The sequence below is a fragment of the Glutamicibacter uratoxydans genome (genome assembly GCF_006539925.1).
GTDB lineage: Bacteria > Actinomycetota > Actinomycetes > Actinomycetales > Micrococcaceae > Glutamicibacter > Glutamicibacter uratoxydans.
Map to the genome: position 1 here is coordinate 1 of NZ_BJNY01000002.1, position 24,071 is coordinate 24,071.

General features: G+C 63.9%; 21 protein-coding genes. 8 read left to right on the plus strand and 13 right to left on the minus strand.

Annotation, left to right across the window (positions count from 1 at the left end):
- Positions 1-49: 49 nt before the first annotated feature.
- Positions 50-610, minus strand: a complete 561-nt coding sequence (locus AUR04nite_RS01870) for a histidine phosphatase family protein (RefSeq protein ID WP_141361382.1) — start codon at positions 608-610, stop codon at positions 50-52.
- Between the two features lie 70 nt (positions 611-680).
- Positions 681-1,610, minus strand: a complete 930-nt coding sequence (locus tag AUR04nite_RS01875) for a metallophosphoesterase family protein (RefSeq protein WP_170184041.1) — start codon at positions 1,608-1,610, stop codon at positions 681-683.
- Positions 1,611-1,727: 117 nt separating this feature from the next.
- Between AUR04nite_RS01875 and AUR04nite_RS01880 the strand changes: the two genes are divergently transcribed.
- The 6 genes from AUR04nite_RS01880 to AUR04nite_RS01905 all read left to right on the plus strand — a co-directional run bounded on the left by AUR04nite_RS01880 (position 1,728) and on the right by AUR04nite_RS01905 (position 8,678).
- Positions 1,728-2,678 carry a beta-ketoacyl-ACP synthase III gene (locus AUR04nite_RS01880; protein WP_141361386.1) on the plus strand — a complete coding sequence of 317 codons (951 nt, stop codon included), beginning with the start codon at positions 1,728-1,730 and terminating at the stop codon, positions 2,676-2,678.
- A gap of 220 nt (positions 2,679-2,898) precedes the next feature.
- Positions 2,899-3,978 carry a hypothetical protein gene (locus AUR04nite_RS01885; protein WP_141361388.1) on the plus strand — a complete coding sequence of 360 codons (1,080 nt, stop codon included), beginning with the start codon at positions 2,899-2,901 and terminating at the stop codon, positions 3,976-3,978.
- A 137-nt stretch (positions 3,979-4,115) separates the two neighbouring features.
- Positions 4,116-4,817, plus strand: a complete 702-nt coding sequence (locus AUR04nite_RS01890; RefSeq protein WP_141361390.1) for a FadR/GntR family transcriptional regulator — start codon at positions 4,116-4,118, stop codon at positions 4,815-4,817.
- On the plus strand, positions 4,817-5,770 hold the full coding sequence (locus tag AUR04nite_RS01895) for an asparaginase (RefSeq protein WP_246055278.1): 954 nt from the start codon (positions 4,817-4,819) through the stop codon (positions 5,768-5,770). The genes AUR04nite_RS01890 and AUR04nite_RS01895 overlap by 1 nt, the downstream gene beginning before the upstream one ends.
- Positions 5,771-5,806: 36 nt before the next feature.
- Positions 5,807-7,213: an aspartate ammonia-lyase gene (locus AUR04nite_RS01900; protein ID WP_141361392.1), complete on the plus strand. Its 1,407-nt coding sequence runs from the start codon at positions 5,807-5,809 to the stop codon at positions 7,211-7,213.
- 10 nt (positions 7,214-7,223) lie between these two features.
- On the plus strand, positions 7,224-8,678 hold the full coding sequence (locus AUR04nite_RS01905; RefSeq protein ID WP_141361394.1) for an amino acid permease: 1,455 nt from the start codon (positions 7,224-7,226) through the stop codon (positions 8,676-8,678).
- 78 nt (positions 8,679-8,756) lie between these two features.
- Here the strand turns inward: AUR04nite_RS01905 and AUR04nite_RS01910 are convergent, their stop codons facing one another.
- Genes AUR04nite_RS01910 through AUR04nite_RS18215 form a run of 4 tightly spaced genes read right to left on the minus strand, consistent with a single transcriptional unit; the run spans position 8,757 to position 12,233 of the window.
- Positions 8,757-9,452 carry a hypothetical protein gene (locus tag AUR04nite_RS01910; RefSeq protein WP_141361396.1) on the minus strand — a complete coding sequence of 232 codons (696 nt, stop codon included), beginning with the start codon at positions 9,450-9,452 and terminating at the stop codon, positions 8,757-8,759.
- A 5-nt stretch (positions 9,453-9,457) separates the two neighbouring features.
- A complete protein-coding gene (locus AUR04nite_RS01915; RefSeq protein ID WP_170184042.1) occupies positions 9,458-10,420 on the minus strand; it encodes a hypothetical protein in 963 nt (320 codons plus the stop codon).
- Positions 10,336-11,010, minus strand: a complete 675-nt coding sequence (locus tag AUR04nite_RS01920; RefSeq protein WP_141361400.1) for a hypothetical protein — start codon at positions 11,008-11,010, stop codon at positions 10,336-10,338. Before AUR04nite_RS01920 ends, AUR04nite_RS01915 begins: the two co-directional genes overlap by 85 nt.
- Positions 11,010-12,233, minus strand: a complete 1,224-nt coding sequence (locus tag AUR04nite_RS18215; protein ID WP_170184043.1) for an OmpA family protein — start codon at positions 12,231-12,233, stop codon at positions 11,010-11,012. The genes AUR04nite_RS01920 and AUR04nite_RS18215 overlap by 1 nt, the downstream gene beginning before the upstream one ends.
- Before the next feature lie 127 nt (positions 12,234-12,360).
- On the opposite strand from AUR04nite_RS18215, the gene AUR04nite_RS01930 reads away from it, so the two are divergent.
- Positions 12,361-14,388, plus strand: a complete 2,028-nt coding sequence (locus AUR04nite_RS01930; RefSeq protein ID WP_141361404.1) for a S9 family peptidase — start codon at positions 12,361-12,363, stop codon at positions 14,386-14,388.
- 41 nt (positions 14,389-14,429) lie between these two features.
- Here AUR04nite_RS01930 and AUR04nite_RS01935 read toward each other — a convergent pair whose 3' ends face one another.
- Both AUR04nite_RS01935 and AUR04nite_RS01940 read right to left on the minus strand, forming a co-directional pair.
- Positions 14,430-15,281, minus strand: coding sequence for a sigma-70 family RNA polymerase sigma factor (locus AUR04nite_RS01935; protein WP_141361406.1), 852 nt, complete (start codon positions 15,279-15,281; stop codon positions 14,430-14,432).
- Positions 15,281-15,718: a carboxymuconolactone decarboxylase family protein gene (locus tag AUR04nite_RS01940; protein ID WP_141361408.1), complete on the minus strand. Its 438-nt coding sequence runs from the start codon at positions 15,716-15,718 to the stop codon at positions 15,281-15,283. The genes AUR04nite_RS01935 and AUR04nite_RS01940 overlap by 1 nt, the downstream gene beginning before the upstream one ends.
- A gap of 111 nt (positions 15,719-15,829) precedes the next feature.
- Here AUR04nite_RS01940 and AUR04nite_RS01945 point away from each other — a divergent pair, with 111 nt between their 5' ends.
- Positions 15,830-16,300 carry a GNAT family N-acetyltransferase gene (locus tag AUR04nite_RS01945; protein ID WP_141361410.1) on the plus strand — a complete coding sequence of 157 codons (471 nt, stop codon included), beginning with the start codon at positions 15,830-15,832 and terminating at the stop codon, positions 16,298-16,300.
- An 18-nt stretch (positions 16,301-16,318) separates the two neighbouring features.
- On the opposite strand, the gene AUR04nite_RS01950 is transcribed toward AUR04nite_RS01945, so the two are convergent.
- The 5 genes from AUR04nite_RS01950 to pdhA form a co-directional block, all read right to left on the minus strand.
- The gene (locus AUR04nite_RS01950) at positions 16,319-18,871 is read right to left on the minus strand and encodes a DUF5129 domain-containing protein (protein ID WP_141361412.1); all 2,553 of its coding nucleotides are present in this window, start codon (positions 18,869-18,871) and stop codon (positions 16,319-16,321) included.
- Entirely contained in the window at positions 18,868-20,418 is a 1,551-nt protein-coding gene (locus tag AUR04nite_RS01955) for a hypothetical protein (protein ID WP_141361414.1), read from the minus strand. Before AUR04nite_RS01955 ends, AUR04nite_RS01950 begins: the two co-directional genes overlap by 4 nt.
- A gap of 87 nt (positions 20,419-20,505) precedes the next feature.
- Entirely contained in the window at positions 20,506-21,915 is a 1,410-nt protein-coding gene (locus AUR04nite_RS01960) for a dihydrolipoamide acetyltransferase family protein (protein ID WP_141361416.1), read from the minus strand.
- A gap of 9 nt (positions 21,916-21,924) precedes the next feature.
- A complete protein-coding gene (locus tag AUR04nite_RS01965; RefSeq protein ID WP_141361417.1) occupies positions 21,925-22,902 on the minus strand; it encodes an alpha-ketoacid dehydrogenase subunit beta in 978 nt (325 codons plus the stop codon).
- Entirely contained in the window at positions 22,903-24,036 is a 1,134-nt protein-coding gene (gene pdhA / locus AUR04nite_RS01970; RefSeq protein ID WP_141361419.1) for a pyruvate dehydrogenase (acetyl-transferring) E1 component subunit alpha, read from the minus strand.
- Positions 24,037-24,071: the final 35 nt, after the last annotated feature.

Consider the following 24,071-nt stretch of genomic DNA (forward strand, 5'->3'; position numbering starts at 1 on the left):
GGGCTGCTGGTTGAAACCAGCAGCCCGACAGCATTTTTGGTGGAGGATCTTAATGCCACAGCGGCTGGCGGGCCACTTGGTTGGCCAGCAGCGCCGGATCGAGCTCGAAGACCTGGGCATTGGCCACATCCGGCTGGTCGATGCCGGTCAGGTGGGACATGACGCTGCGGATCAATGCTCCGTGGCTGACCACCAGCACCCGCTGGTTCGGGTGCTGCGCGGAGATCTTGAACAGTGCGTTGACTGCACGCTCGATGAGGTGTTCCTCGGTCTCGCCGAGGTTCATCAGCAGGGCACGCTGGTCTTCGTCCAGGTCCTTGACGAGCTTGCCTTCGGATTCGCCGAATTCACGTTCCCTCAGCTCCGGGTTTTCCTGCACCTTGGGCAGCTGCAGGTTCTTGGCGATGATCTGCGCGGTCTGCAGTGCGCGGAACAGCGGGGAGGAATATACGGCGTCCAGCGGTCCGCCGGTGCCCAGCTCCATGGACAGCAGGTGGGCCTGCTGGATTCCGGTCTCATTCAGCGGCAGGTCGCTGCGTCCGTGCAGGCGTCCGGCCTTGTTCCATTCGGTCTGTCCGTGGCGGACGAGGATGATTTTTGAGGCGTTCATTTTCTTCTTCTTTCATTCCACACCGCCAGATTGTGTCCGGCGGCCTTCATTCATCGGCCTGCTGACGTGTTCAGCTGGGCCGCAGGGATAAGTAGGCTTGTGCAGCTGCGCTGGGCGAGTGCGCGTAGCTGCTTGATACCGGCACAGAGAGCACCGCATCGGCAGTAATCTTCAGCGCAGAGAACCACGCGTCAGGCTGCTCCACGATCTGCGTCGGCGACAGCGGATTCATGTTGAACGCGGTGGAGGGGGCCATGAAGATCGGAGTGCCTGCCAGCTGGCTGGCGCCGAGCTGGTGGTAGTGCCCGCACAGCACCGCCCGCACGTCGCTGCCGGTGATCACCGAGTTCAGTTCTTGGGCATTGCGCAGCCCGCGGCCTGCCAGTACCGGAGAGAAGGACTCCAGCGGCGGATGGTGCAGCAAAACTAAGGTGCCCTGCGGCGCGGGGCCGGTTAGCAGCTGGCGCAGCCATTGCAGCTGGGCCGCGTCCAGTTCGCCCTGGGCCTGCTGGAATCCGGCGCTGTCCAGCCCGATGACGCGCAGCCCGTTGATTTCATGGACGGTGTTCGCAGGGTGCGGACCGGTGGAGATGCGGGTCGTGTTGAACCGCGCGTCGATGGAACCCGAGGGGTCGTGGTTTCCGGGGATGGTGATGATCGGGCAGCCCAGCCGGAACTGGGCCTCGGCCAGAATTTTCGCCGCATCAGCGTGGATGGCATCTCCGCGGTCGGCGATGTCTCCGGTGATGAGCACAGCGTCCGGCGAGTACTCTCCGGCGGCGCTCAACGCCAGGGCCAGCTTGGCCCACGGATCGATGCCCGCCGGCAGCAGCCTGCCCCCGGCAGTCAGGTGGGTGTCGCTTAGATGCACCAGATGCAATCCATCGTCCATCGTCCCGCCCTTCCATGACTGCTCGTTGGATCCATTGCACTGCACGCTCTTGGACAACAGGTGAACAGTTCGCCGACAACTCATGAAGTTCGCATCAACAGCGCTCATTCGCATTCCGAACATCGGGCGCCGAAATATGTCATTTGCAGTATGTGAACGGCAAGTAGGCGTTAAAACGACTAATCTTGATAGAGGCAGTATTGAATCCACCAAGGAGCAAAATCCATGACCGGCAGCAAAGTCGTCGCTTTTGGCCACTTCCAGCCAGAGCGCATCGTGCCAAACACCGAGCTGGAAAAGCTCGTTGAAACCAGCGATGAATGGATCGTGCGACGCGTAGGCATCGAGGAGCGCCGCTGGGGCACCGGTGTTGAAACCGTGGATTCCATGGCCATCAAGGCAGCGAAGATGGCGCTGGAGAACGCAGAAGGCATCGACGCCGGCGACATCGACATGGTCATCGTTGCCACCTGCACCGCCACCGACCGTTCGCCGAACATGGCGGCCCGTGTTGCCAACGCGCTGAACATGGAGCAGGGTCCTGCCACCATCGACGTCAACACCGCCTGCTCGGGCTTCGCCCACTCGCTGGCGCTGGCCCAGGGCGCCATCGCCACCGGCAGCGCCACCAAGGCACTGGTCATCGGCTCTGAAATGCTGACCGACTACACCGACTTCACCGACCGCACCACCTGCGTGCTGACCGCCGACGGCGCAGGCGCAATGATCGTCACCGCTTCGGAAGAAGACGGCATCTCCCCTGTGGTGTGGGGCTCGGTTCCTTCGCTGTCCGACGCCGTGCGCATCGAGGCGGAGAACAATTCCAAGTTCGCTCAGAGCGGCCAGAGCGTCTACCGCTGGACCGTCACCCAGCTGCCGAAGATCGCCTCGAAGATCATCGACCGCGCGGGCCTGAAGCCTGAAGAAATCGACGGCATCATCCTGCACCAGGCAAACCTTCGCATCATCGAACCGCTGGCTGAGAAGATCGGCGCACCGAATGCCCGCGTCGCCACCGACGTCGTCTACTCCGGCAACACCTCGGCCGCTTCGGTGCCGCTGGCCCTGTCAAAGTTGATGGCTTCCGACGAGCCGCTGCCTTCGGGTTCCAAGGCGCTGCTGTTCGCCTTCGGTGGCGGCCTGTCCTACGCAGGCCAGGTCATCACCATTCCTTAGTTTGATCGCAAGATATCCTGTCTGCTTTCCATAGCAGGCAGGATATCTTGCTTTAAGTCGCTTGCAATACGTAACAAAGTCGCACAAAAACCGCACCGAAGACTGAAGGGATCATGAGCCAACCGTGATCCTGCGAGGTCTTCCCATCAGCATCAATCAAGCTGAATTTTCTTCGGTATTTTTCAGATTAAATAGATACATGTCGTGGCAAACTTAGGCCATGAAATCAGATCTCACGCAAAGACAGCCCCAAACCATCATGCCTAAGCCCGGCATGAAAGTCGCTGGCCTTTCCATAGCTGCGCTTCTCGCCCTGGGTCTTAGTGCCTGTGGCTCCTCCGACTCGGATGCCGGCGCCTCTGCTTCCGGCTCCAGTTCCTTGACTTCAGCATCAGCACAGTCATCGACGACTTCCTCCGCCTCGGCTCAGCAGGATACCAGCGCTGCCGCCTTCAAAACCGCCGCCGAGAAAGCGCTGTCCCAGACCGGCGCCAAGAGTGTCACCTCCATCGAATCCGAACGCGGCGGTTTCGAGGTTGAGGTGCAGAAGGAAGATGGCACCGACACGGATGTTTTCGTAGCCGCAGATGGAACGGCCACCGTAGATACCGAATCCTCCGACGACAAATTCGACGACCATGTCATCGACCTAAACAAGCTCGACGCAATTTTCCAGGCCGCGCTTGGTGCGCCCAACGCCAAGGGAGGAACCGTCGACTCGGTATCCGGCAGCGACTCGAAGGGCGTGGCTTACGAGGTGAGCGTGGATCTAGGCGGAGGCAAGGACACCGATGTCAACCTTTCGGTAGACCTTGCGGTGGTCGCAGATACCCCGGAGAACGACGACGATGACGATCCGGCATCCTCCGCCGCACTGCCATCGGACGCAACAGCGCTGACCAAGGCGGCGCAGGCAGCCGTGGCCGCCGCCGATGCGAAGGGCGTTACCTCCATCGAGGTCGGCCGCACCGGCTATGACGTCGACGTACAGCTCAAGGACAAGAGCTCCACCGAGGTCAAGGTCGACGGCGACAACAAGGTCACGGTGAGCAAGGAAACCCCGGACAAGGACGATTCGGATCCAGTACTGGAACTTTCCAAGCTTCCCAATGTCACCAAGGCGGCGCTCGACGCCGCCACCGCCGCCGGCGGAAAGGGTGCGGCCATCGCATCTATTTCCACTACTAATGACAGCGGCGCCTACTACGAGGCACAGGTGAAGTTCAACGACGGCCGTGAGGCTGAAGTCAAACTGGGGCCCGACTTCCAAATGATCTCCACCGAGGTGGAGAACGACTAGATATTCCAGAATTCCCGGTAGCCGATTGCTTCGTAAGGAGCCGCCGACTGTCGGGAATTTTCTTTGTGACCTGCCGCTTTTCCACCGTGAAAATTTGGACTTGACGTAGGGCAGGTCACACTGCCACACTCATAAGCGTGAACCTGTCAGACAGCTGGACACCCGGACAGCAGCGAATTGAGCGTCGCTCCGCTGCCGAGGCAGTTTTTCATGCCCTCCGCACCGCCATTGAAGCCCAAGAAATCCCCATCGGCACCAAGCTCGGCTCCGAAGCCGCCCTCGCCGCCGACTATGGCGTGAGCCGTTCGGTCATCCGCGAGGCGCTGCGCTCCAGCGCCGCATTGGGCCTGACCCGCACCGAAACCGGACGCGGCACCTTTGTCATCTCGCACCAGCCCACCCAGGAACTGGTGCTGGGCACCTTCTCCTCGGAGGACCTGCATGAGGCACGCCCGCACATCGAGGTCCCGGCGGCCACGCTGGCAGCCGAACGCCGCAGCGACGAAGACCTTGAAAGGCTCAGCGGCCTGATCGAGCAGATGGAACACGAAGACGACCCTGCCGCCTGGGTGGACCTGGACACCGCCTTCCACGCGGCCGTGGCCCTGGCCAGCAAGAACTCCGTATTCAACAAGGTGGTCTCCGACATCCGCGAGGCCATGGCCCGCCAGTCCGAGACAGTCAACCTCGTCGCAGGGCGCCGCACGCCGTCGAACAACGAGCACCGCGCCATCTACCAGGCCATCGCCGACAACAAGCCCCAGGCCGCCGCCGCGGCCATGACCGCCCATCTCTCGGCGGTCCAAGATGCAGTTTCCACCATTGTCAGGAGCATTTAGTGACGCAGATTCCCGTTCAGCCATTGCCGCAGCATGTCCCTTTGGTGGCTGCCACCCGCGGCGACGCAGTCGAATCCATCCACTACGGCTCGGCCGTCGTGCTGGGCGCGGACGGCCGGATCATCGAGAGCCTGGGCGACACTCAGGCCGCGTTCTACCCCCGCTCCGCACTCAAGCCGCTGTTCGCGGTGGGCATGCTGCGCGCAGGCCTTGAGCTGACCGACGAGCAGCTGGCCTTGGCCGCCGCCAGCCACTCCGGCGCCCAGCGCCACCAGGACGTAGCGCTCTCCACCCTGGCCGCCGCCGGGCTGAGCGCCGCCGACCTGGGCAACTCCACCGATCTTCCCTACGGCGTGGCCGAGCGCCACGCCTACCTCGCCGCCGGCGGCACCGCCAACCAGCTGGCCCAGAACTGCTCCGGCAAGCATGCGGCGCTCGTGTCGCTGAGCAAGCTCAAGGGCTGGAACACCGCCGACTACCTGCACGATGAGCACCTGCTGGACCTGCTGCAGGACACCGTCGAAGACCTGTGCGGCGAGAAGATCAGCGGCGTGAGCACCGACGGCTGCGGCACCCCGGTCTACCGCCTGACCCTGGCAGGCCTGGCCCGCGGCTTCTCCCGCCTGGCCACCGCCGAGGCCGGAACCCCTGAGGCCCGCGTGGCTGCGGCCATGAGCGCCTACCCGGAACTGGTGGCCGGAGAGGGACGCGACGTCACCGACTTCATGCGCGGCGTGCCGGGCTCCATCGCCAAGGACGGCTTCGAGGGAATCCAGGCAGTGGCGCTGGCCGACGGCACCGCGCTGGCGGTGAAGATCGCCGACGGCGGCGACCGCGCCCGCATGCCGATCACCGCGGCCCTGCTCTCCAAGCATGCGCAGGTGCCCGAGGAGCTGTTCTCCTCCCCTGCCTTCGGCGGCGGCAAGCCTGTCGGCACCCTGGCAGCACTCTAGTTTTTATCCACACAACATTTCAGGAGAAGTATCCGAATGGGACAGCTCACCGCAACTCGCGTAGAGCATGATTTGGTCGGCGATCTGGAGATTCCAGTCGAGGCTTACTGGGGCGTGCACACCCTGCGCGCCAAGCAGAACTTCGACATCACCGGAACCCAGCTGTCGAGCAACCCGCACCTGATCCGTGCACTGGCGCACGTGAAGCAGGCTGCGGCCCGCGCAAACCGCGAACTCGGCCTGCTCAACGCAGAGCGCGCCGAAGCCATCGATGCAGCCTGCGAGCGCATCGCCGCCGGCGAGCTGCATGACCAGTTCATCATCGACCCGATCCAGGGCGGTGCCGGCACCAGCACCAACATGAACGCCAACGAGGTCATCGCGAACCTGGCGCTGGAAATCATGGGCCATGCCAAGGGCGAGTACCAGTACCTGCACCCGAACGACCATGTGAACCTCTCGCAGTCCACCAATGACGCGTACCCGACCGCCGTGAACATGGCTACCCACTTCGCCACCCAGCCGCTGCTGGATGCGATGAAGGTGCTGCAGGACTCCTGCCTCGCCAAGGCCGCCGAGTTCCGCACCGTGGTCAAGATGGGCCGCACCCAGCTGCAGGATGCTGTGCCGATGACCGTGGGCCAGGAGTTCGGCGGCTGGGCCGTCACCCTGGGCGAAGACCGGGCCCGTCTGGAAGAGTCGCTGTCCCTGGTCACCGAGATCAACCTCGGCGCCACCGCGATCGGCACCGGGCTGAACGCCCCTGCCGGCTACGCAGAGGCTGCCTGCCGCCACCTGCGCGAGCTGACCGGCCTGCCGCTGACCACCAGCCCGGACTTGATCGAGGCAACCAGTGACGTGGGAGCCTTCGTGCACCTGTCGGGCGTGCTCAAGCGCGTTGCGCTGAAGATCTCCAAGATCTGCAACGACCTGCGTCTGCTGTCTTCCGGTCCCCGCGCCGGCCTGAACGACATCCAGCTGCCTGCCGTGCAGTCCGGATCCTCGATCATGCCGGGCAAGGTCAACCCGGTTATTCCAGAAGTGGTGAACCAGATTGCCTACCAGGTAGTCGGCCACGATTTGACTGTGACCATGGCTGCGGAGGGCGGACAGCTTCAGCTCAACGCCTTCGAGCCAGTCATCGCACACTCGATCAGCCTTTCGCTCAAGCACCTGACCAATGGCTGCCTGACCCTGGCTGAACGTTGCATCGACGGCATCACCGTTGACGAAGCAGCACTGCGCCGCGAAGTGGAGAACTCCATCGGCCTAGTCACCGCGCTGAACCCACGCCTGGGCTATTCAGCATCCACTCAGATCGCCCTGGAGGCACTGCACACCGGTCGCGGCGTGGCAGAGCTGGTCCTGGAACGCGGTCTGCTTTCAGCCGAGGACCTGAACGAGCTGCTCTCCCCAGAGCGCCTGGCCAACCTCTCCGACTAAAAGGAAATCTATGGAGAACACCACCACCGAAGCAGCGCTGACCGCCGGCGACTCGGATTACCACAAGGGCCTGTCCTCGCGGCAGATGCAGATGATCGCCATTGGCGGCGCCATCGGCACCGGCCTGTTCATGGGCGCCGGCGGACGCCTGGCCCAGGCAGGGCCGGGCATCGTCATCAGCTACGCGGTCTGCGGCTTCTTTGCCTTCCTGATCCTGCGTGCGTTGGGCGAACTGGTCATGCACCGCCCTTCCACCGGATCCTTCGTGTCCTACGCACGCGAGTTCTACGGCGAGAAGGCGGCCTTCGCCACCGGTTGGCTGTACTGGCTGAACTGGGTCATGACCGCGATCGTGGATATCACCGCGGTGGCGCTGTATATGGCCTTCTTCGGCAAATATGTCGCCTGGATCGGCTCGGTTCCGCAGTGGCTGTGGGCCTTGCTGGCCCTGGCGCTGGTGCTGACCATGAACCTGATCTCCGTCAAGGCCTTTGGCGAGATGGAATTCTGGTTCGCGCTGATCAAGGTCGTCGCCCTGGTGGCCTTCCTGGTCATCGGCTGCTACTTCGTCATCTTCGGCACCCCGCTGGACGGGCATGAGGTCGGCTTCTCGATCCTCTCCGCCAACGGCGGCCTGCTGCCCAATGGGCTCATGCCGGTGCTGGTGCTGATGCAGGGCGTGGTGTTCTCCTACGCGTCCATCGAGTTGATCGGCACCGCCGCAGGCGAGACCGAGAATCCTGAGAAGGTCATGCCGAAGGCGATCAACACCGTGATCGTACGCATCGCCGTGTTCTACGTCGGCTCGCTGGTGCTGCTCTCCCTGCTGCTGCCATACACCGCATACTCTGCTGGTGAATCGCCGTTCGTGACCTTCTTCGGCTCCATCGGCGTCAAGGGCATGGACGTAGTGATGAACCTGGTGGTTCTCACCGCCGCCCTGTCCTCGCTGAATGCAGGCCTGTACTCCACCGGCCGCATCATGCGCTCGATGTCGCTGAACGGCTCAGCTCCGCGCTTTGCCGGACGCATGAACAAGTCCGGCGTGCCTTACGGCGGCATTGTCATCACCGCAGTGGTGGCAGTGTTCGGCGTGGTGCTCAACGCTGTGGTTCCGGCCCAGGCTTTTGAGATCGTGCTGAACTTCGCGGCCGTGGGCATCCTGGCTTCGTGGGGCATGATCGTGCTGTGCCAGATGGCCCTGGTGAAGAAGGCCCGCGCCGGTGAAATGGAGCGTCCGAGCTTCCGCATGCCGCTGGCTCCGATTTCCGGATGGGTCACCCTGGCGTTCCTCGCCGCGGTGCTGGTCATGATGGCCTTCGACAACCCGGTGGGCACCTGGACGATCGCCTCGCTGGCGATCATCGTTCCTCTGCTGATCGGCGGCTGGTATCTGTGCCGCGGCCGGATCAACGAGCTCGCCGCCGCGCGCAAGCATGCTGAAGAACAGAGCGATCTGGTCTAACCAGCGCATCTCATGACAGCGGCCCGGGATTTTCCCGGGCCGCTGTTTTTGCGTGTGCTCCATTCCCTGCTTGATTCATTACCCTCCTGCGGTGCGCACCGTGAGCATGATCTTTTCGATCAGCGCGTACTCGTCGCTGGCCACGAAGTCTGCGGCCGCCTGTTCTCTGGGGTTCGATCCGATCCGCTTGTACAGGTAGGAGGAATCGACGAAGAACATCGGCCAGTTCTCGTCGTTCATCTTGAAGTAGTACAGGGCAGGCTCCTTGCCGCTCTTTTCAAGAATCTCGTCGTCGACCATCGCAATGCTCAAACCGGTGGCCTTCTTGGATGTTTCCTGGTTTTCAGCTCTCCAGTACTCGGCGATGACGCTACGCGGAATATAGTCCAAGCCTGGAACCTTGAGGTCGGGCTGTTCAGTCCGCATCAGAACCTTACGGTCATAGAGGTTCATGTCGCCGTCGGTTGAAGTGGCGGTGTTGGGCAGCAGCGTCAATACGTGGTTTTTCTCGCCGTCATAGAACTCGATCTGGTCCCACTCGGAGCAGTCGGTCTTGCAGCTGGGAGTATCGAAGCTCCAGTCCTTGGGGATTTCAAGGTAGACCTGATTGTTGTCGATGGGGAACAGCTCAGCGTCTGCCAGTTTCGGAGACTGGGTGGGGCTTTGCGTTGTCGGCTCGCTCTTGGGTGTCGGTGCCGGGCTCGGATCAGCGGCGGTGCAGGCGCTGAGTGCCAGCGCACTGCCGAGCAGTCCAGCGGCGAGGATGCGTCTCATGACTTTCACTTCCCTGCTGTTGTTGTTTCCAGGCTCAGCATCATTGCTTTAACCTGCTGGTACTCGGGAGATTCAAGAATCAGCTGCGCTGCCTGTTCATCGACGTCATCCGGGTCAATGCCCACTGCTTCCGGCAATTGGGTGGTTGATTCAAACATTGCGTACTGGTCCTTGGTGGGATGGAATACGCTGACTGCTGGCTGGCTGCCGCGGTCCTCTACCCGCTGCGCGTCGCCGACGAACATGACGAAGCTGTCATGGGTCTTCACCCCATCGCCCGGCGCCGTGGAGACAAAACGCTCAGCCATGAAAACCGTATCGGTGGCGAACTTGCCGTCGTGTTCGATGCGTTCAAGGACAGTGCGCTGATAGCTGTCCATGTCGCCGTCGGTGTCAGAGGCGTCATTGGCATTGAAGGTTGCCACAATGAAGCCGTGGTCGGTGATGACGTTCCACTGGGTGTAGGGGTTGGCCGTTTCCGGTGAACAATTTTTGCAGTCCTCGGCCGATATGACCCAGGTTTTCGGATACTTGAAGCTGAGGTTCTGGAAGGCAAATTGCTTCCAGTCGGAAGTATCCACGTTGTGAGCAGGCGTTGCAGCTGGAGTGCTCGGGCCGGGGCTTTGGCTTGACGGCGAGCTGCTTGTTGCAGGGGTCTGCGTTGCCGTGGTGCCGGAGGCAGAAGGTTTTGGAACTTCTTCATCTTCCACAGCTGAACACCCTGCAGACAGCAGGGCAAGTGAAGCGGTAATGACAAATATATTGAGGGTTCGACAACTGGTTTTCATATCCAGATCCTTTCCATAATCCACCATGCTTGAAATGGATCTGGAAAGATAGAGACGGGTTATTACACCTTGGTTACAAATTGGTTGCACCCGAGTCAGCCCAGCTTGTCGATAGCCAGCCAGGTAAATATCAATCCCATCATCACGCAGATGGCCCAGCTGGTCGCCGCCGAAAGCCACCAGTTCTGCTCCAGCAGCAGGTCCTGCCGCCGCGTCGAATCAGCCTCCGACTTCTTCAGCCGGCGGTCAGTGATCCATAAGGTCGGCAGGAAAGCGAGCATCGCGAGCAGCCATGTGCCAAGCTGCACCGCCAGCCACCATGAGCCGGATTCGCCGCCAATGACGTTCAGCCCTTCAAGCACCGACCTGCTGATATCCCCCGGGCCGCAGATCAGCAGCAAGCTGCCCATGCCCACAAGCACAGCTCCAGCCCTGGCGCCTCGCTGCCCCGGCGACAGCCGCTGTCGCGGTTCGGCTTTGAAATGCTGGGACCCCCAGGAGGGAACATTGCCTGGACTTGCGGTCCTTGAAGCCCAGAAATAGCGGCGCATTCCGCGCATGCTCATCGGCCACAGCACCGCTGAAACCAGCAGGCTCAGGAGCCAGGCGAACAGCACATGGGGTGCCGCCGCAATCTGAAGACGCTCCGCGGCGAAAAGCAGTGCGATCCATGCAGCCAGCACCAGCGGAACACCAATCAGCACACTGGCAACAGCCAGTGCCGCGCCCCTCAACTGCTGCGGGACGCGGCGCTTGTGCTCCGATGGCATCAGGCGGTTGGAATGAAAATCTCGACGCGGCGATTCAGCTGCCGTCCTGCCGCCGTGTCATTATTGGCAATCGGCCGCGTTTCCCCGAAGCCTTCGCCTTCAAGGTCTGCGGTGGATCCCAGGTCCTTGAGCTGGTCAACCACTGCATCGGCCCTGTTTTCCGACAAGGTTTGGTTCCAGGCTTCGTCGCGAACGCTGTCGGTATGGCCCTGCACCCTGACCTTGCCTGCATCAACGTCATTCAGCGCCTTGGCAACAGACTTCAAGGTCGCTTGAGCATCATCGCGGATTGCATATTCATCGACGTCGAAGAGGACGCCGGACTCCAAGGAGATCACGGTGCCGCAGCCCTTCACCGGCTTCATTGCACCCATCGGCGGGAACTTGCCGAGCTTGGCCACCTTGTCCAGCGGCTCCATGTCGACGACATTGCCATCAACAAGCCCGGTGCCATCGCCATTGTTGACGATGTCGATGCCGTAGCCCGAGTAGACGCCCGAACCGTCGCCGGCATTGGTGATCGACTGCTCTTTGTCACTATAGGTACCCGACCCGTCGCCGGCGTTGACGATGGATACATCCCCGGCTGCATAGGTGCCGCCGCCTCGGCCATCAATGACGAGGCTGATATTTCCGTCGTTATAAGTTCCGGAACCATCCCCGGCATTGGTCACCGACAGGTCGCCGGAGGAAAAGACGCCCGAGCCGTCTCCACCGACGACTACCGACTGGCCGTTGAGCTCATAGGTTCCAGAGCCGTCGCCTGCATCAACGACGCTGTGGTCGGTGCCTTGGAAAACTCCACCTCCGCCGCCATAGAGTACTGCTGAACCCTCGCCTGAGATCACCACGCCGCTGTCATCGCAGCGAGCCGCGCTGACCTTGAGGCCCGGGTAGGACGCCAGTTCCTTCGTCAGGTCCTTGGTGACTCCCTTGATCGACTGCTCAATGAGCCCCAAATCAGGGATTTCAAACAGCGGAACATCTGGCATCTGCCCATAGGCCATGCCTGGAACCACCGGTCCATCGGCAGGCGCTGCCTGGGATGAAGATGCTTCATCCTCGGCCGCCGGAGTCGACGCCACTGCGGCATCCTCCGCGCTTGGCGAAGCGGTCGAGGAGGCAGGGGCTGATTCCCCCTGGGGCTGCGCATTAGTGGCGCAACCGGAAAGTGCCACAGCGAGCAAGACAGCGCTCGCACTGAGGGCTTTCACTTTTGTCATAGGCATATCTTATGGTTTCGCCAAATTGCTTTTGATATTTGAGCCGAATATTTCCGAAGAGTTCATAAATTCGTCAACCTTCCAGAATCTGTAGAGCCTGGAATCAATTCATGGCATAGTGTGTGAGGTGGAACACTCTAAGCATTCATTTCATAATTTAGACGCCTATATTTCGCTGCCGCGCCTTGGCTCGCTGGCCCTGTCGCCTGACGGCAACCGCCTAGTCACCACCCTGAGCACGCTGGATGAGGACGGCACCAAATACACCTCGGCACTGTGGGAGATTGATCCCAAGGGCCAGAAGCCTGCCCGGCGGCTGACCTTCGGCGAACACGGAGAATCGCAGCCGGTCTTCGCCGCCAACGGCGACCTGCTGTTCAATGCCAAGCGTTCTTCCAAGGACGATGCGGTGTCTGAAGCGTGGCTGCTTCCGGCTGAAGGTGGCGAGGCCAGGGCTGTGCTCACCCACCCTGCTGGCATCGGCCAGATCAGTGTTGCCCAGCATGCTGGGAGCCTGGTCATCCAAACCCAGGCCCACAGCCGGGTGCAGGACCTGGAAGCCGAAGCCGAGCTGCGCAAGGGCCGCAAAGACAAGAAGGTGGCCGCCATTTTGCACACCGGCTACCCGGTGCGCTTCTGGGACCACGACCTGGGGCCGTCGGTGCCGCATTTCTACGCCGCCGAACTTCCCGAGGACGGAAGCGAGGAGAAGGGCGAGCTGAAGAACCTCACCGCCGGCATTGGCGGTGAGCTGGCCGAAACTTCCTTCGACGTCGCAGCCAACGGCGACTTCCTGATCACCGAATGGCAGGTGGCCGAGGGGCGCGCTTCACAGGCCAGCGGCCTGATGCGCATCGATACCCACACCGGAGCCAAGGAAATGCTGCTGGCACCGGATGAGAACTACGAGTACACCCTGGGCAAGATCAGCCCGGATTCGGCGCGGCTGGTCTACGTGCGCTGGAACCGCACCACCCCCGAAAGTGCCCCGATCCCGCAGCTGTGGCTGATGGACCTTGGCAGCGGCGAAACGCACCAGATCGCGGTGGGCTGGGACCGCTGGGCCAATGAGGTGTACTGGGTGCCCAACGGCCATTCCCTGCTGCTGGTGGCCGACGACAACGGCCACGCCCCGGTGTTCCGGCTGCAGCTGGAGAACGACTCGATCACCGCGCTGACCCACTACGGCGCACATTCCAACATCCAGATCAGCCCCGATTCGCGCACCGCCTACGCGCTGCGCGCCAGCTACCTCTACCCTGCCGAGCCGATATCCATCGACCTGATGCATGCCCACGAGCCGCTGGCCCTGCCGGCCCCTGCGCCGCGCCCTCAGCTTCCCGGCACCCTGGAAGAAGTGACCACACAGGTCGACGGCGCGAGCGTCCGTGCCTACCTGGCTCTGCCCGAAGGGGCCAATGCCCAGGAGAAGGCGCCGCTGCTGCTGTGGATCCACGGCGGCCCGTTGGGCTCGTGGAATGCGTGGAGCTGGCGCTGGAACCCGTGGCTGCTGGTCGCCAAGGGCTACGCGGTGCTGCTGCCGGACCCTGCCCTGTCCACCGGCTACGGCCAGGAGTTCATCCAGCGCGGCTGGGGACGCTGGGGCTTCGAGCCGTTCACCGACCTGATGGCCATCACTGACGCCGCCGAGGCCCGCGAGGACATCGATGAAACCCGCACCGCGGCCATGGGCGGCTCCTTCGGCGGCTACATGGCCAACTGGGTGGCCGGGCACACCGACCGGTTCAAAGCGATCGTCACCCACGCGAGCCTGTGGGCGCTGGAGGGCTTCGGCAAGACTACCGACGCCTCCTTCTACTGGACCCGCGAGATGAGCCCGGAGATGATCGAAGTGAACTCGCCGCACCACTCGGTGGGCAATATCGTCACCCCGATGCTGGTGATCCACGGCGACAAGGACTACCGCGTGCCGATCGGCGAGGGGCTGCGCCTGTGGTACGAGCTGCAGGCGGACTCCGGCCTGCCGCAGCGCGAGGACGGCTCCACCGACCACCGCTTCCTGTACTTCCCGGACGAGAACCACTGGATCCTCTCCCCGCAGCACGCGAAGATCTGGTACCAGGTAGTTGAACACTTCCTCACCGAGCATGTGCTCGGCCAGGACCCGGGCGAGCTGCCCGAACTTCTGGGCTAGGAAATGAGGACGCCGCCAGCATCTGCTGGCGGCGCCCCCCTTTAAGCATCAAGTCCAAGGGAGCCGAGCTTGTGCGGATTGCAGATCTGCCACAGCGTGCGAATCCTGCCATCGTCCAACTCAAGGCCCAAAAGATCGGTGCGGTAGGGCAGCGTGAAGAGCACAGCAGGCTCCCCGTTGACGATGCGGCGCTCCAGGACCCGCCCCGGATTGCGCTGGGCGACGCCCAGCAGGAAACGGGTGACCTTCGCCGAGCCGAAGACCGGGTTGCGGGCGGCGGAGATGATTCCTCCCCCGTCGTTGTACAGCACCGCACCATCGTGCAGCAGGGAAGCCACCGCGGCCGCATCGTCGTTGTTGATTGCCTCGATGATGCGGTCGAGCATGCCGGCGACCTTGGCAGGGTCGTGCTCGGTGGCGCGCTGGGCATCCAGCTTAGCCTTGGCGCGGTGCAGCATCTGCCGCACCGCCGCCGGCGTGCTTCCCAGCACCTGGGCGATCTGCGGCGCGGTATAGCCCAGGGCATGGTGCAGCACATAGGCGGCCCTGGCGGTTTCGGGAAGCTGCTCAAGGATGTGCAGCAGCCCGACGCGCAGCATCGAGGAACGGATCGCCGCATCCTCCGGCAGGGTGCGCTCATCCACTGGTTCGGGCAGCCACGGGCCGATGTACTGTGTGCGCGTGGCCCTAGCCGAACGCAGCACGTCGATGGCCCGGCGCGTGGTCAGCGTGGTCAGGTAGGCCGCCGGGTTGCGCACCTCCTTGGCGCCGAGCACCTGCTCGCCCACGGCGCTGACCACGTCCTGGGCCTCGGCCCAGACGCCCAGCATGTTGTAGGCGAGCATGGTCAGCCGCGGCTGTTCGTCGGCCCAGGCCTGCAGCGTGTCTGCCACTAGCGCACCGGCGGTTCGATCCGGGTGGTGATGGCGATGCGGTTCCACACGTTGATCGTCGCAATGGCGAAGATCAGGTTGCCAAGTTCCTCTTCGCTGAATTCCTCGGCCGCGGCATTCCACACCTCGTCGGTGACGCCGGTGGCAGGATCCAGCCGGGTCACCTCATCGGTTAGGCGCAGCGCCGCGCGCTCCGCGTCGCTGAACAGCGGGGAGTCGTTGTAGGCGGCCACGGCGAAGAGCTTGGCCGTGCTGATTCCAGCTTCCATCGCGTCATGCGAGTGCATGTCGGTGCAGAAGGAGCAGCCGTTGAGGATCGAGGCGCGCAGCTTGACCAGCTCGTAGAGTTCCTTCGGGACATTGGATGAAGCGTACTTCTCCATCCCCAGCACTGCCGCGTAGCCCTTGGCGTGGGTTTGGCCCAGATTCATGCGCATGATTGACTCCTTGTCATCTCGTTACAAGAGTACGTCGCACCAGCTGGCCCGAGTGTGACAGCTGTGTCCATAATATTTTCTGGCCCCAGGCGTCGGGGTTAGATTTAACCCGTGAGCACAGTGATCGTCCCCGCAGATCTAACAGATGCCAGGGTCGTTGCCCTGGTCCAGGACCATCTAGACGAGATGGCGCCGACGGCTCCGGAGGATGCACGGCATGCGCTGGACCTCTCAGGGCTGCAGACCCCCGAGGTGCATCTGTTCACCGCGCTGGTCGATGGTGTTCCGGCAGCCTTGGGTGCGGTGGCATTTTTCGGCGACCGCCAGGGGGAGCTCAAAAGCATGCGTACTGCAGCCCACGTCCGCGGCCGGGGCATTGGGCGGCTGATGCTGAACCATCTGATCATTCATGCAACGGTTTCCGGGCTGGCGGACCTGTACCTGGAGACCGGGACGCATGAGCTGTTCGCACCGGCCAGGGCCATGTACCGGTCCGCCGGATTCCTCCCCTGCCCGCCCTATGGCAACTATGTTGCCAACGAGCACAGCATCCACATGCACCTGGCCTTGGACCCCCGGTAGCCCACCGCTGGCACCAGGCTATTCGCCGGGCAGCGCAACATCCTTCGGCTCGTCGCCGCCGGCCCCGCGGGTTGCCCTGATCAGGGCCTGGGCCCTGCGAGCCACATCCGCATCGCGGTCCGCCAGCACATCCGCCAGGTGGTCCAGGTGCGCCACCCGTGCGCTGAAGCCGCGGCGCAGGCGCTCAATGGCAGGGGTTGCTTCCAGTTCCCGCTCCTCGCGCAGCGCCATGGCCAGCGCACGCTCGAAGAGCCGCTGGCCTGCGTCGTCCGCCTCGCCGTTCTTCGAGGCTCCGAGCACCGCCACCGCGTTGATCTGCGCATCGTCCAGGCCGATGAGCAGGCGTTCGAGCTTGGCCGAGGCGCCGCGCAGCTCGGCGGTGCCCCGCCCGAACCGGCCCAGGGAGCCCGAGGCGGTGAGCAGGAACCGGACGCCGAGCGCCAGGTTGAGCACGGTGAAGAAGAACAGCCAAGTGAACAGCCAGAACAGCTGACCGAAGCTGACCGAGGTGTCCTCTTCGAATCCGTTGTGCTCAAGCCCGACAGCATAGTCGTCCACCGCGTGGGCGATGGTGATTTCCGGATACTTGCTCTCATAGATGCTTCCGTACTCCCAGTTCGAGGAGCCGCCGATGGTGTATTTTCCGGCACTGACCTCGGGGCTGATCAGCCCGGGCACGATGGCGGTTCCCTCATCGGTGTAGAAGACGGGGATGATCGCCGTGCCGCTGTTCAGCTCCTTGGTTTCCGGGTTCAAGAGTGCAGGAAACTCCTGCTTGATGCGGTGCAGCGCGTCCAAGATGCTCTTCGGCTGCGCCGTGCGGTAGTCAGCGCCCTGCTCGGTCTTCAGCTTCAGGTAGGCCTCGGCATCGCGGACGGCAACCACCATATTTGTCGGCACCGGGAAGTCGCTGTCAACATACCTGATGATTTCGGTGTTCGACAGCTCGCCGCTGGGATCGTCGATCTGGAGGTTCGCGCCCAGGCCGGTGCCTTCGCGGTCGGCAAAGGGCTCGCCGGTCAGCTGGGCGGCGGTGATGCCGGCGGGAATCATGCCCACCAGCAGCACCCCTGCCAGGCCGAGTGCCAGTAGCACGCCGCGGGGCCGGTACAGCGCGTCGATCCTGCGGTGCGCCGACTTCTTCTGCGGCGCCTGCCTGTCGGATTCGAGGGTATCGCCGGTGATCGAGCGCACCAGCGCGTCAACGTAGGCGGCATTGGCATAGCCGTCCTTGGCCGCAGAGGCATCCAGCCCCAGTGACTTTTTCAGCTCCAGGTAGTCTTGGGCCGCCGGTGCCGGGGCGAGAACCTTGCCGTGCGGGTAGCGCGAGAGCTGCTTCTTGAGCTTGATGGCCAGGGCGACGATCTGCTGCTCCGCCTCATGCCAGGCGGCAATCGCCTGGTGGTTCTTCGCATCTCCCGACGCGGCGTCGAGCAGCCGTCCCAAGGCGGCGCGCAGCTCCTCGATATCAGCGTTCGCCACCATCTGGCCCGGGGCCTGTTCCAGCCTGATCAGCAGCCGGTTCAGCGCCTCGTTGACCGGCGAGCTGAGCTGGTCGAAGGTGGAGCCGGTGCCGGCCAGCCTGGCGTGGACCGAGCCGGCGCCCATCAGCGCGTCGGAGAGGCTGGTCAGCCGGCGGGCCGCCGCCTCGAATTCGCCCAGCTGCTTGGCGGTCTGTTCGGTGAAGCAGCTGCTGCGGGAGAACAGCGCGGCAACCAGCGGGTCCTCGCTGCGCGCCAGGTCCAGGGACAGCTTGCGCAGCTGGTTCCACGAGTTCTTGAAGCCCTCGGGCCGGTCCTTGGCCGGCGCGGCGTAGTAGGTTGCTTCCAGCGCTTCAAGGTCCAGGACCACGCGGGCGAGCTTGCGCTGGGCGGCGGCGAGCCGGCGGTGCTTGGCTTCCCAGCGCAGGGAGTAGCGCACGGAGAGCAGCAGGAAGACCGCGGTGGCGGAGGCGCCAAGGCCGATCAGCGAAATCCAGAACACCGGGTTGGTGTTTGGAGGATCGTAGAGCACGATCGCCGCCCGCTGCGCCGCGGCGACCACTGCCTTGGGGCCGTGGCCCAGCCCCAGGTTGTCCCTGAACGCGTTGTCGATCTCGAAGCTGACATCCAGCGGCTCTTCATAGGCCCTGTGGTCGCGGGCCTCGGCCAGATCTGCGCGCACCGCGGTGCCGGTAAAGCGGTATTCGGGCGTTGAATCGGCCGGATCCTTGTTCTCCAGCTGGGTGCTGAGCACTATGTCCTTGCCCGGCAGGATTCCGCGCAGGCGCTCGTCGCCGCTGAGGAAGCGGTCGGTCACCGTCAGCGTCAGCGGCTGGTGCGAGAGGATCGGAGCGTCCATGGCCGCGTCGACGGTCCGCTGGCTGATGTTCCAGTCTTGGGTGCCTTCGACCACGATCTTCACCTCATAGCGAGGCTGGCCGGTTTCCTGCGCTTCAAGAAAAGTGTTGATCCCGACCGCCGCGGTGATCGTGGTGAGCACCGCCATGAGCACTGCGGGAATCAGCGCCCACGACTGCGGGCGGCGCAGCCTGCGGCCCTGGGAGTCGGTGTACTGGCGCCTGCGGCTCATGCCCTGTCCTTCTGCCGCCCGGTGCTCCAGCGCTGCACCCACTGCGCGGCGTGTTCCAGGGTGGCGATGTCGTCGAGGCGCTGCGCGGTGCCGGTGGCCGGTCCGTTCAGATACTTCGTGATCTCCTGCGGAAGCTTGATGTCCTGCGCCTTGGCCTGCTCCGCCAGGGACTGCAGCGTGGCGTTCAGCGAGATGCGCAACTGCCACAGGTTCTGGAGCATCGCGGCAGGTTCGACGGTGCGGAACTTCGGGGAGTTCAGCCACTGGCGCGCCTCCAGCAGCGCGTTGGTGTCGGTAACCAGATGCGCCCTGAGCTGCGGGGCGGCGGGCAGCGCGGAGGCCTTGGCGTCGTCCATGAACAGCGCGCAGCTTTCCAGCAGTTCCTTGTGGGCGGAAATTGTTGAACTGAACCGGCGGTGGTCTGGTTTGTCGTGCCCCAGCAGGCCGTCCAGGGCAGTGAACGCGTCAAGCAGCGTGTCCTGCGCGGTACTGGCCTGTTCCAGCCGCTCAAGCTGTGCGGCGCTGACGCCAGCTGCTTCCACTACGCCGTCGGCCGCCTGCCGGGCCTCCTCGATGACCGAGGGCACCGCAGCCAGGAACTGGGCGCCGCGGGTTGCAGCGAGGCTGTCGGCGGGCAGCTGGAGCTCCGGCAGCCTTGCGGAGGCCAGCTTTTGGGACTGGCTGCGCAGCCGCTCCTGCAACTGGAGGCCGCGCTTCTGGCGGCGCTGCTCGGCGGTGCGCCGTGCGGCACGGATGCGGCTAGTGGAATAGATGAACGCTGTCAGGGCGAGCAGGCCACCGAGCACCGAGACCGCCAGGATCTTCTTGCCCTCGGAAGTTTTCGGGGTGATCTTTGAGAAATAGTCCTTGGGCGCGTTCAGCTCTTCGGTGGTCGCCCGCACCGCTTCGATGACCGCCTGGGTGTAGTTCTGCTGGTCCATGGCCGGGCGCAGCGCTTCAACACTGTGCTCCAGCGCCGCCTTGCGGTCTCCGCGCACATTCCAGGCCCTGTCGATGGCAATCTCTCCCCCGGCGCCGTCGTCGGTGGGAAGCACCAGCCCGATGACGATCCATCCGTCCTGGATCAGGCCCACCTTATCGGAGGTGTCGGGCCAGTCGTCGTGCAGCAGCAGGTAGGAGGTGGGGCCGAACAGCGTCATACCGCGGATGAACTGCGCGGCGCCGCCCTTCCAGGTATTCTTCGGCCCGTCCACGCCCACCACAAGCTTGGCGTTCGTCTGTCCCATGATTTCCCGGACACCGTCCAGGACTTTCTGGTTGTCGATCTTCTTCTGCTGCGAGTCGATCACCGCCAGGTGGAAATCTCCGTCTTCGGCGACGATGTCGGGCAGGACAATGTCCTTCTCGTCCTTCTCGTCCTTGGGCGCAGTGCTGGGCTTGCTCGGATAGATCGGCTGGAAGTTCTGCTCCTCGCCGTCGCTTCCCTGCGCCAGCGCGGGCGCGGCAAAGCTTGAACTGAACAGCAGGAAGGTCAGCAGCAGCGAGGCCAGAAGGCGCCGCGGGATGCCGGCGGGCGAAAGATTCATAGTCTACCGATTATACCAATCGACGCTTTTAAAGCAGTCAAGCCCCGTCGCTTGAAGGCGGCGGGGCTTGGAGCTGGCGGCTTGAAACTAGTCAAGCAGCATGGCTGGTTCCTGCAGGATGGAGGCGACGTCGGCCATGAAGCGGGCCGAGAGGTCCCCGTCCACCACACGGTGGTCGAAGGAGCCGCCCAGGGTGGTGATCCAGCGCGGAACTACCTCGCCGTCCACGACCCATGGCTTCTGGCGGATGGTGCCGAAAGCGACGATGGCCACCTCGCCCGGGTTGATGATCGGGGTGCCGGTGTCGATGCCCAGGGCGCCGATGTTGGTGATCGACAGGGTGCCGCCGCGCATGTCCTCCGGCTTGGTCTTGCCTGCGCGGGCGGTGGTGGCCAGCTCGTTCAGGGCAGTGGCCAGCTCGCGCATGTTCAAGTCCTGGGCGTCCTTGATGTTCGGCACCAGCAGGCCGCGCGGGGTGGCTGCGGCGATGCCCAGGTTCATGAAGCGCTTCTGGTGGATCTCTGCGCCGTTCTCGGTCTCTACCCAACTGGCGTTCACCGAGGGGTTGCGGGCCGCGGCCCAAATGACGGCGCGGGCCAGCACCAGCAGCGGGGAGACCTTGATGCCCTCGAAGTCGCGGGACTTCTTCAGCCGTGCCACGTATTCCATGGTGCGGCTGGCATCCACGTCCACGAAGATCGACACGTGCGGGGCGGTGAAGGCCGAGTCCACCATGGCCTTGGCGGTGGCCTTGCGCACCCCGCGCACCTGGGTGCGCTCGGTGCGGGCGTCGGCCAGCTCGCCGTGGGCCCAGTAGGTCGGGGCGGCTGCGTGCTCCGCTTCGCGCTGTGCCTGGTAGCTGTTCACGTCCTCGCGGGTGACCTCGCCCTGGGAGCCGGTGCCCACCACGTCGTTGATGTCCACGCCGAGCTCCTTGGCCAGGCGGCGCACCGGAGGCTTGGCCAGCACGCGGTCCACGAAGTTCGCCACGGCAGGCTTGGCCTTGTCCACCTCGCGGGTCAGTGCGCTGGACAGGGAAGCTGCGCGGCGCGAGATTTCCTCGGTCAGCGCCGAGGCACGCGAGGCGCGCAGCTGGGCCGGGTCGCTGGAAGGCTTGGGGCGGTTGGTGCGGGCGCGGCGCACCGAGGAGTCGGCGGTCGGGCCGGAACCGACCAGCGGGCCGGGTTCCTCAGAGGCCTGCGGGGCGGCGGTGGCCAGCGCCTCGGCAGGTTCCGGGGTGCCGGTCGGGGCAGGCTTGTTGCCGTCCTGGTCGATGGTGATCAGCGGAGTGTCCACCAGCACGGTGTCGCCCTCGGCCGCGTGCAGCGCGGTGACTACTCCGGCGAAGGGGCAGGGCAGTTCCACCAGGGACTTGGCGGTTTCGATTTCCACGAAGATCTGGTTGACCTCGACGGTGTCGCCCACGGCGACCTTCCACGAGGCGATGTCGGCTTCGGTGAGGCCTTCGCCCACGTCGGGCAGGTTAAAGACGGTCATTTTCGGCTCCTAGTAGGCGAAGGAACGGTCGAGGGCTTCAAGCAGCTTGTCGATATCCGGCAGGTACTGGGATTCGACCTTGGAGATCGGGTACGGCATGTGGAAACCGCCCACGCGCAGCACCGGGGCTTCCAGGGACAGGAAGGCGCGCTCGGTCACCCGGGCTGCGATCTCTCCGCCCAGGCCGCCGAAGGTCGGGGCCTCGTGGGTCACGATCAGCCGTCCGGTCTTCTGCACCGACTCGGTGATGGTGTCGAAGTCGATGGGCGAAAGCGAGCGCAGGTCGATGACTTCGATGGAGCGCCCGTCTTCCAGCGCCGCCTCGGCGGCCGCCAGGGCGACGGGCACCAGCGGGCCGTAGGCGACGATGGTCGCGTCGTCTCCGCTGCGCACCACCTGCGCCTTAAAGGCGTCAAGTGCCGGGGTCTCGGTGTCCACCTCGCCCTTGAGCCAGTAGCGGCGCTTAGGCTCAAAGTAGATCACCGGGTCCGGGCAGGCGGCGGCCTGCTGGATCATCCAGTAGGCGTCGTTTGCGTTGGAGGGGGTGATCACGCGCAGACCCGCGGTGTGCACGAACAGTGCTTCCGGGGATTCCGAGTGGTGCTCAATGGAGCCGATGCCGCCGCCGTAGGGGATGCGGATGACCACTGGGGTGGTCAATCGGCCCTCGGAGCGTGCGTGCATCTTGGCCAGCTGGGTGGTGATCTGGCTGAAGGCTGGGAAGACGAAGCCGTCGAACTGGATTTCCACCAGCGGGCTGTGGCCGCGCAGCGCCATGCCCACGGCGGAGCCGACGATGCCCGCCTCGCCCAGCGGCGAGTCGATCACGCGGTGGGCGCCGTACTTTGCCTGCAGGCCTTCGGTGATGCGGTAGACGCCGCCGAGCTTGCCGATGTCTTCGCCCATCAAGATGGCCTTGTCATTGCCTTCAAGGACCTTGTCCAGGCCCGCGGTGATGGCCTTGGCCAGAGTCATGGTGGTGGTCATTTAGTGCTCTCCCTGCGCCGCATCGGCGAATCCTGCTTCGTACTGAAGATGCCAGTCCAGTTCTTCCTGGATCAGCGGGTGGGCCTGGGCGTAGACCTGTTCGAAGGACTTGGCCAGCGGCGGGACCGGGAAGGCCATGGCATCTTCGCGGACCTTGGCCGCCATGGCGTCGGCATCTACCGCCAGCTGCTCGAAGAATTCGTCGTCCACCAGCTTGTTTTCGCGCAGGTAGGTTTCGAGGCGGATCAGCGGATCCTTGGGAGCCCAGGCCTTTTCCTCTTCGCTCAAGCGGTATTTGGTGGGGTCGTCCGCCGTGGTGTGGGCGCCGAGCCGGTAGGTCACCGCTTCGATGAAGACCGGACCCTTGCCGCTGCGCGCATGCTCCAGCGCCCAGCGGGTCACTGCCAGCACGGCAAGCACGTCGTTGCCGTCCACGCGGATGCCCGGCATGCCGTAGCCGGCGGCGCGCTGAACCAGCGGCACCTTCGACTGGACCTCGAAGGGAACCGAGATGGCCCACTGGTTGTTCTGGCAGAAGTAGACCACCGGTGCGTCGAAGGAGTTGGCGAAGACCATCGATTCGTGGGCTTCGCCCTCGGTGGACGAGCCGTCGCCGAAGTAGGCAACCACTGCCCCGCCCTCGGCAGCGCGCTTGGCTTCGTCCCAGCCGTGCTGCTCCAGGTTCAGCGCCATGCCGTAGCCTGCCGCATGCGGCAACTGGGCGGCGAGCACCATGGTGTACATGTGGAAGTTGTTTTCCCGCGGATCCCAGCCGCCGCCGGAGATGCCGCGGAAGAGGCGCAGCATCTCGGAGAAGGAGACCTCGCGGGTCAGGGCGACGCCGTGCTCGCGGTAGGTCGGGAAGATGTAGTCGCTCGGACGTGTGGCACGCCCCGAACCGATCTGTGCCGCTTCCTGGCCGCGCACCGGAACCCAGAGGCACAGCTGTCCCTGGCGCTGCAGGGCGGTGGCCTCCTGGTCGAAGCGGCGGGTCAGCGCCATGTCGCGGTAGAAGCTGCGCAGCATATCCGCATCAACGTCGGCCAGGTAGGCGTCGTAGATGTCATGAGCCAGCCGCTGTCCATCCGGCGTCAGGATCTGAACCAGGTCCTCCTCGGTCACAGCACGCGTCATAAATCATCCTTTGGTCATAAATATGCCCCACACGG

Excerpts from the sequence above, each read along its gene's own strand:
- AUR04nite_RS01880 (WP_141361386.1), top strand. The coding sequence starts at position 1,728 with ATGACCGGCAGCAAAGTCGTCGCTTTTGGCCACTTCCAGCCAGAGCGC.
- AUR04nite_RS18215 (WP_170184043.1), bottom strand. The coding sequence starts at position 12,233 with ATGACAAAAGTGAAAGCCCTCAGTGCGAGCGCTGTCTTGCTCGCTGTG.
- AUR04nite_RS01940 (WP_141361408.1), bottom strand. The coding sequence starts at position 15,718 with ATGCGCATGAATCTGGGCCAAACCCACGCCAAGGGCTACGCGGCAGTG.
- AUR04nite_RS01910 (WP_141361396.1), bottom strand. The coding sequence starts at position 9,452 with ATGAGACGCATCCTCGCCGCTGGACTGCTCGGCAGTGCGCTGGCACTC.
- AUR04nite_RS01870 (WP_141361382.1), bottom strand. The coding sequence starts at position 610 with ATGAACGCCTCAAAAATCATCCTCGTCCGCCACGGACAGACCGAATGG.
- pdhA (WP_141361419.1), bottom strand. The coding sequence starts at position 24,036 with ATGACGCGTGCTGTGACCGAGGAGGACCTGGTTCAGATCCTGACGCCG.
- AUR04nite_RS01950 (WP_141361412.1), bottom strand. The coding sequence starts at position 18,871 with ATGAGCCGCAGGCGCCAGTACACCGACTCCCAGGGCCGCAGGCTGCGC.
- AUR04nite_RS01885 (WP_141361388.1), top strand. The coding sequence starts at position 2,899 with ATGAAATCAGATCTCACGCAAAGACAGCCCCAAACCATCATGCCTAAG.
- AUR04nite_RS01905 (WP_141361394.1), top strand. The coding sequence starts at position 7,224 with ATGGAGAACACCACCACCGAAGCAGCGCTGACCGCCGGCGACTCGGAT.
- AUR04nite_RS01955 (WP_141361414.1), bottom strand. The coding sequence starts at position 20,418 with ATGAATCTTTCGCCCGCCGGCATCCCGCGGCGCCTTCTGGCCTCGCTG.
- AUR04nite_RS01960 (WP_141361416.1), bottom strand. The coding sequence starts at position 21,915 with ATGACCGTCTTTAACCTGCCCGACGTGGGCGAAGGCCTCACCGAAGCC.
- AUR04nite_RS01875 (WP_170184041.1), bottom strand. The coding sequence starts at position 1,610 with ATGAGCGCTGTTGATGCGAACTTCATGAGTTGTCGGCGAACTGTTCAC.
- AUR04nite_RS01965 (WP_141361417.1), bottom strand. The coding sequence starts at position 22,902 with ATGACCACCACCATGACTCTGGCCAAGGCCATCACCGCGGGCCTGGAC.
- AUR04nite_RS01920 (WP_141361400.1), bottom strand. The coding sequence starts at position 11,010 with ATGCCATCGGAGCACAAGCGCCGCGTCCCGCAGCAGTTGAGGGGCGCG.
- AUR04nite_RS01900 (WP_141361392.1), top strand. The coding sequence starts at position 5,807 with ATGGGACAGCTCACCGCAACTCGCGTAGAGCATGATTTGGTCGGCGAT.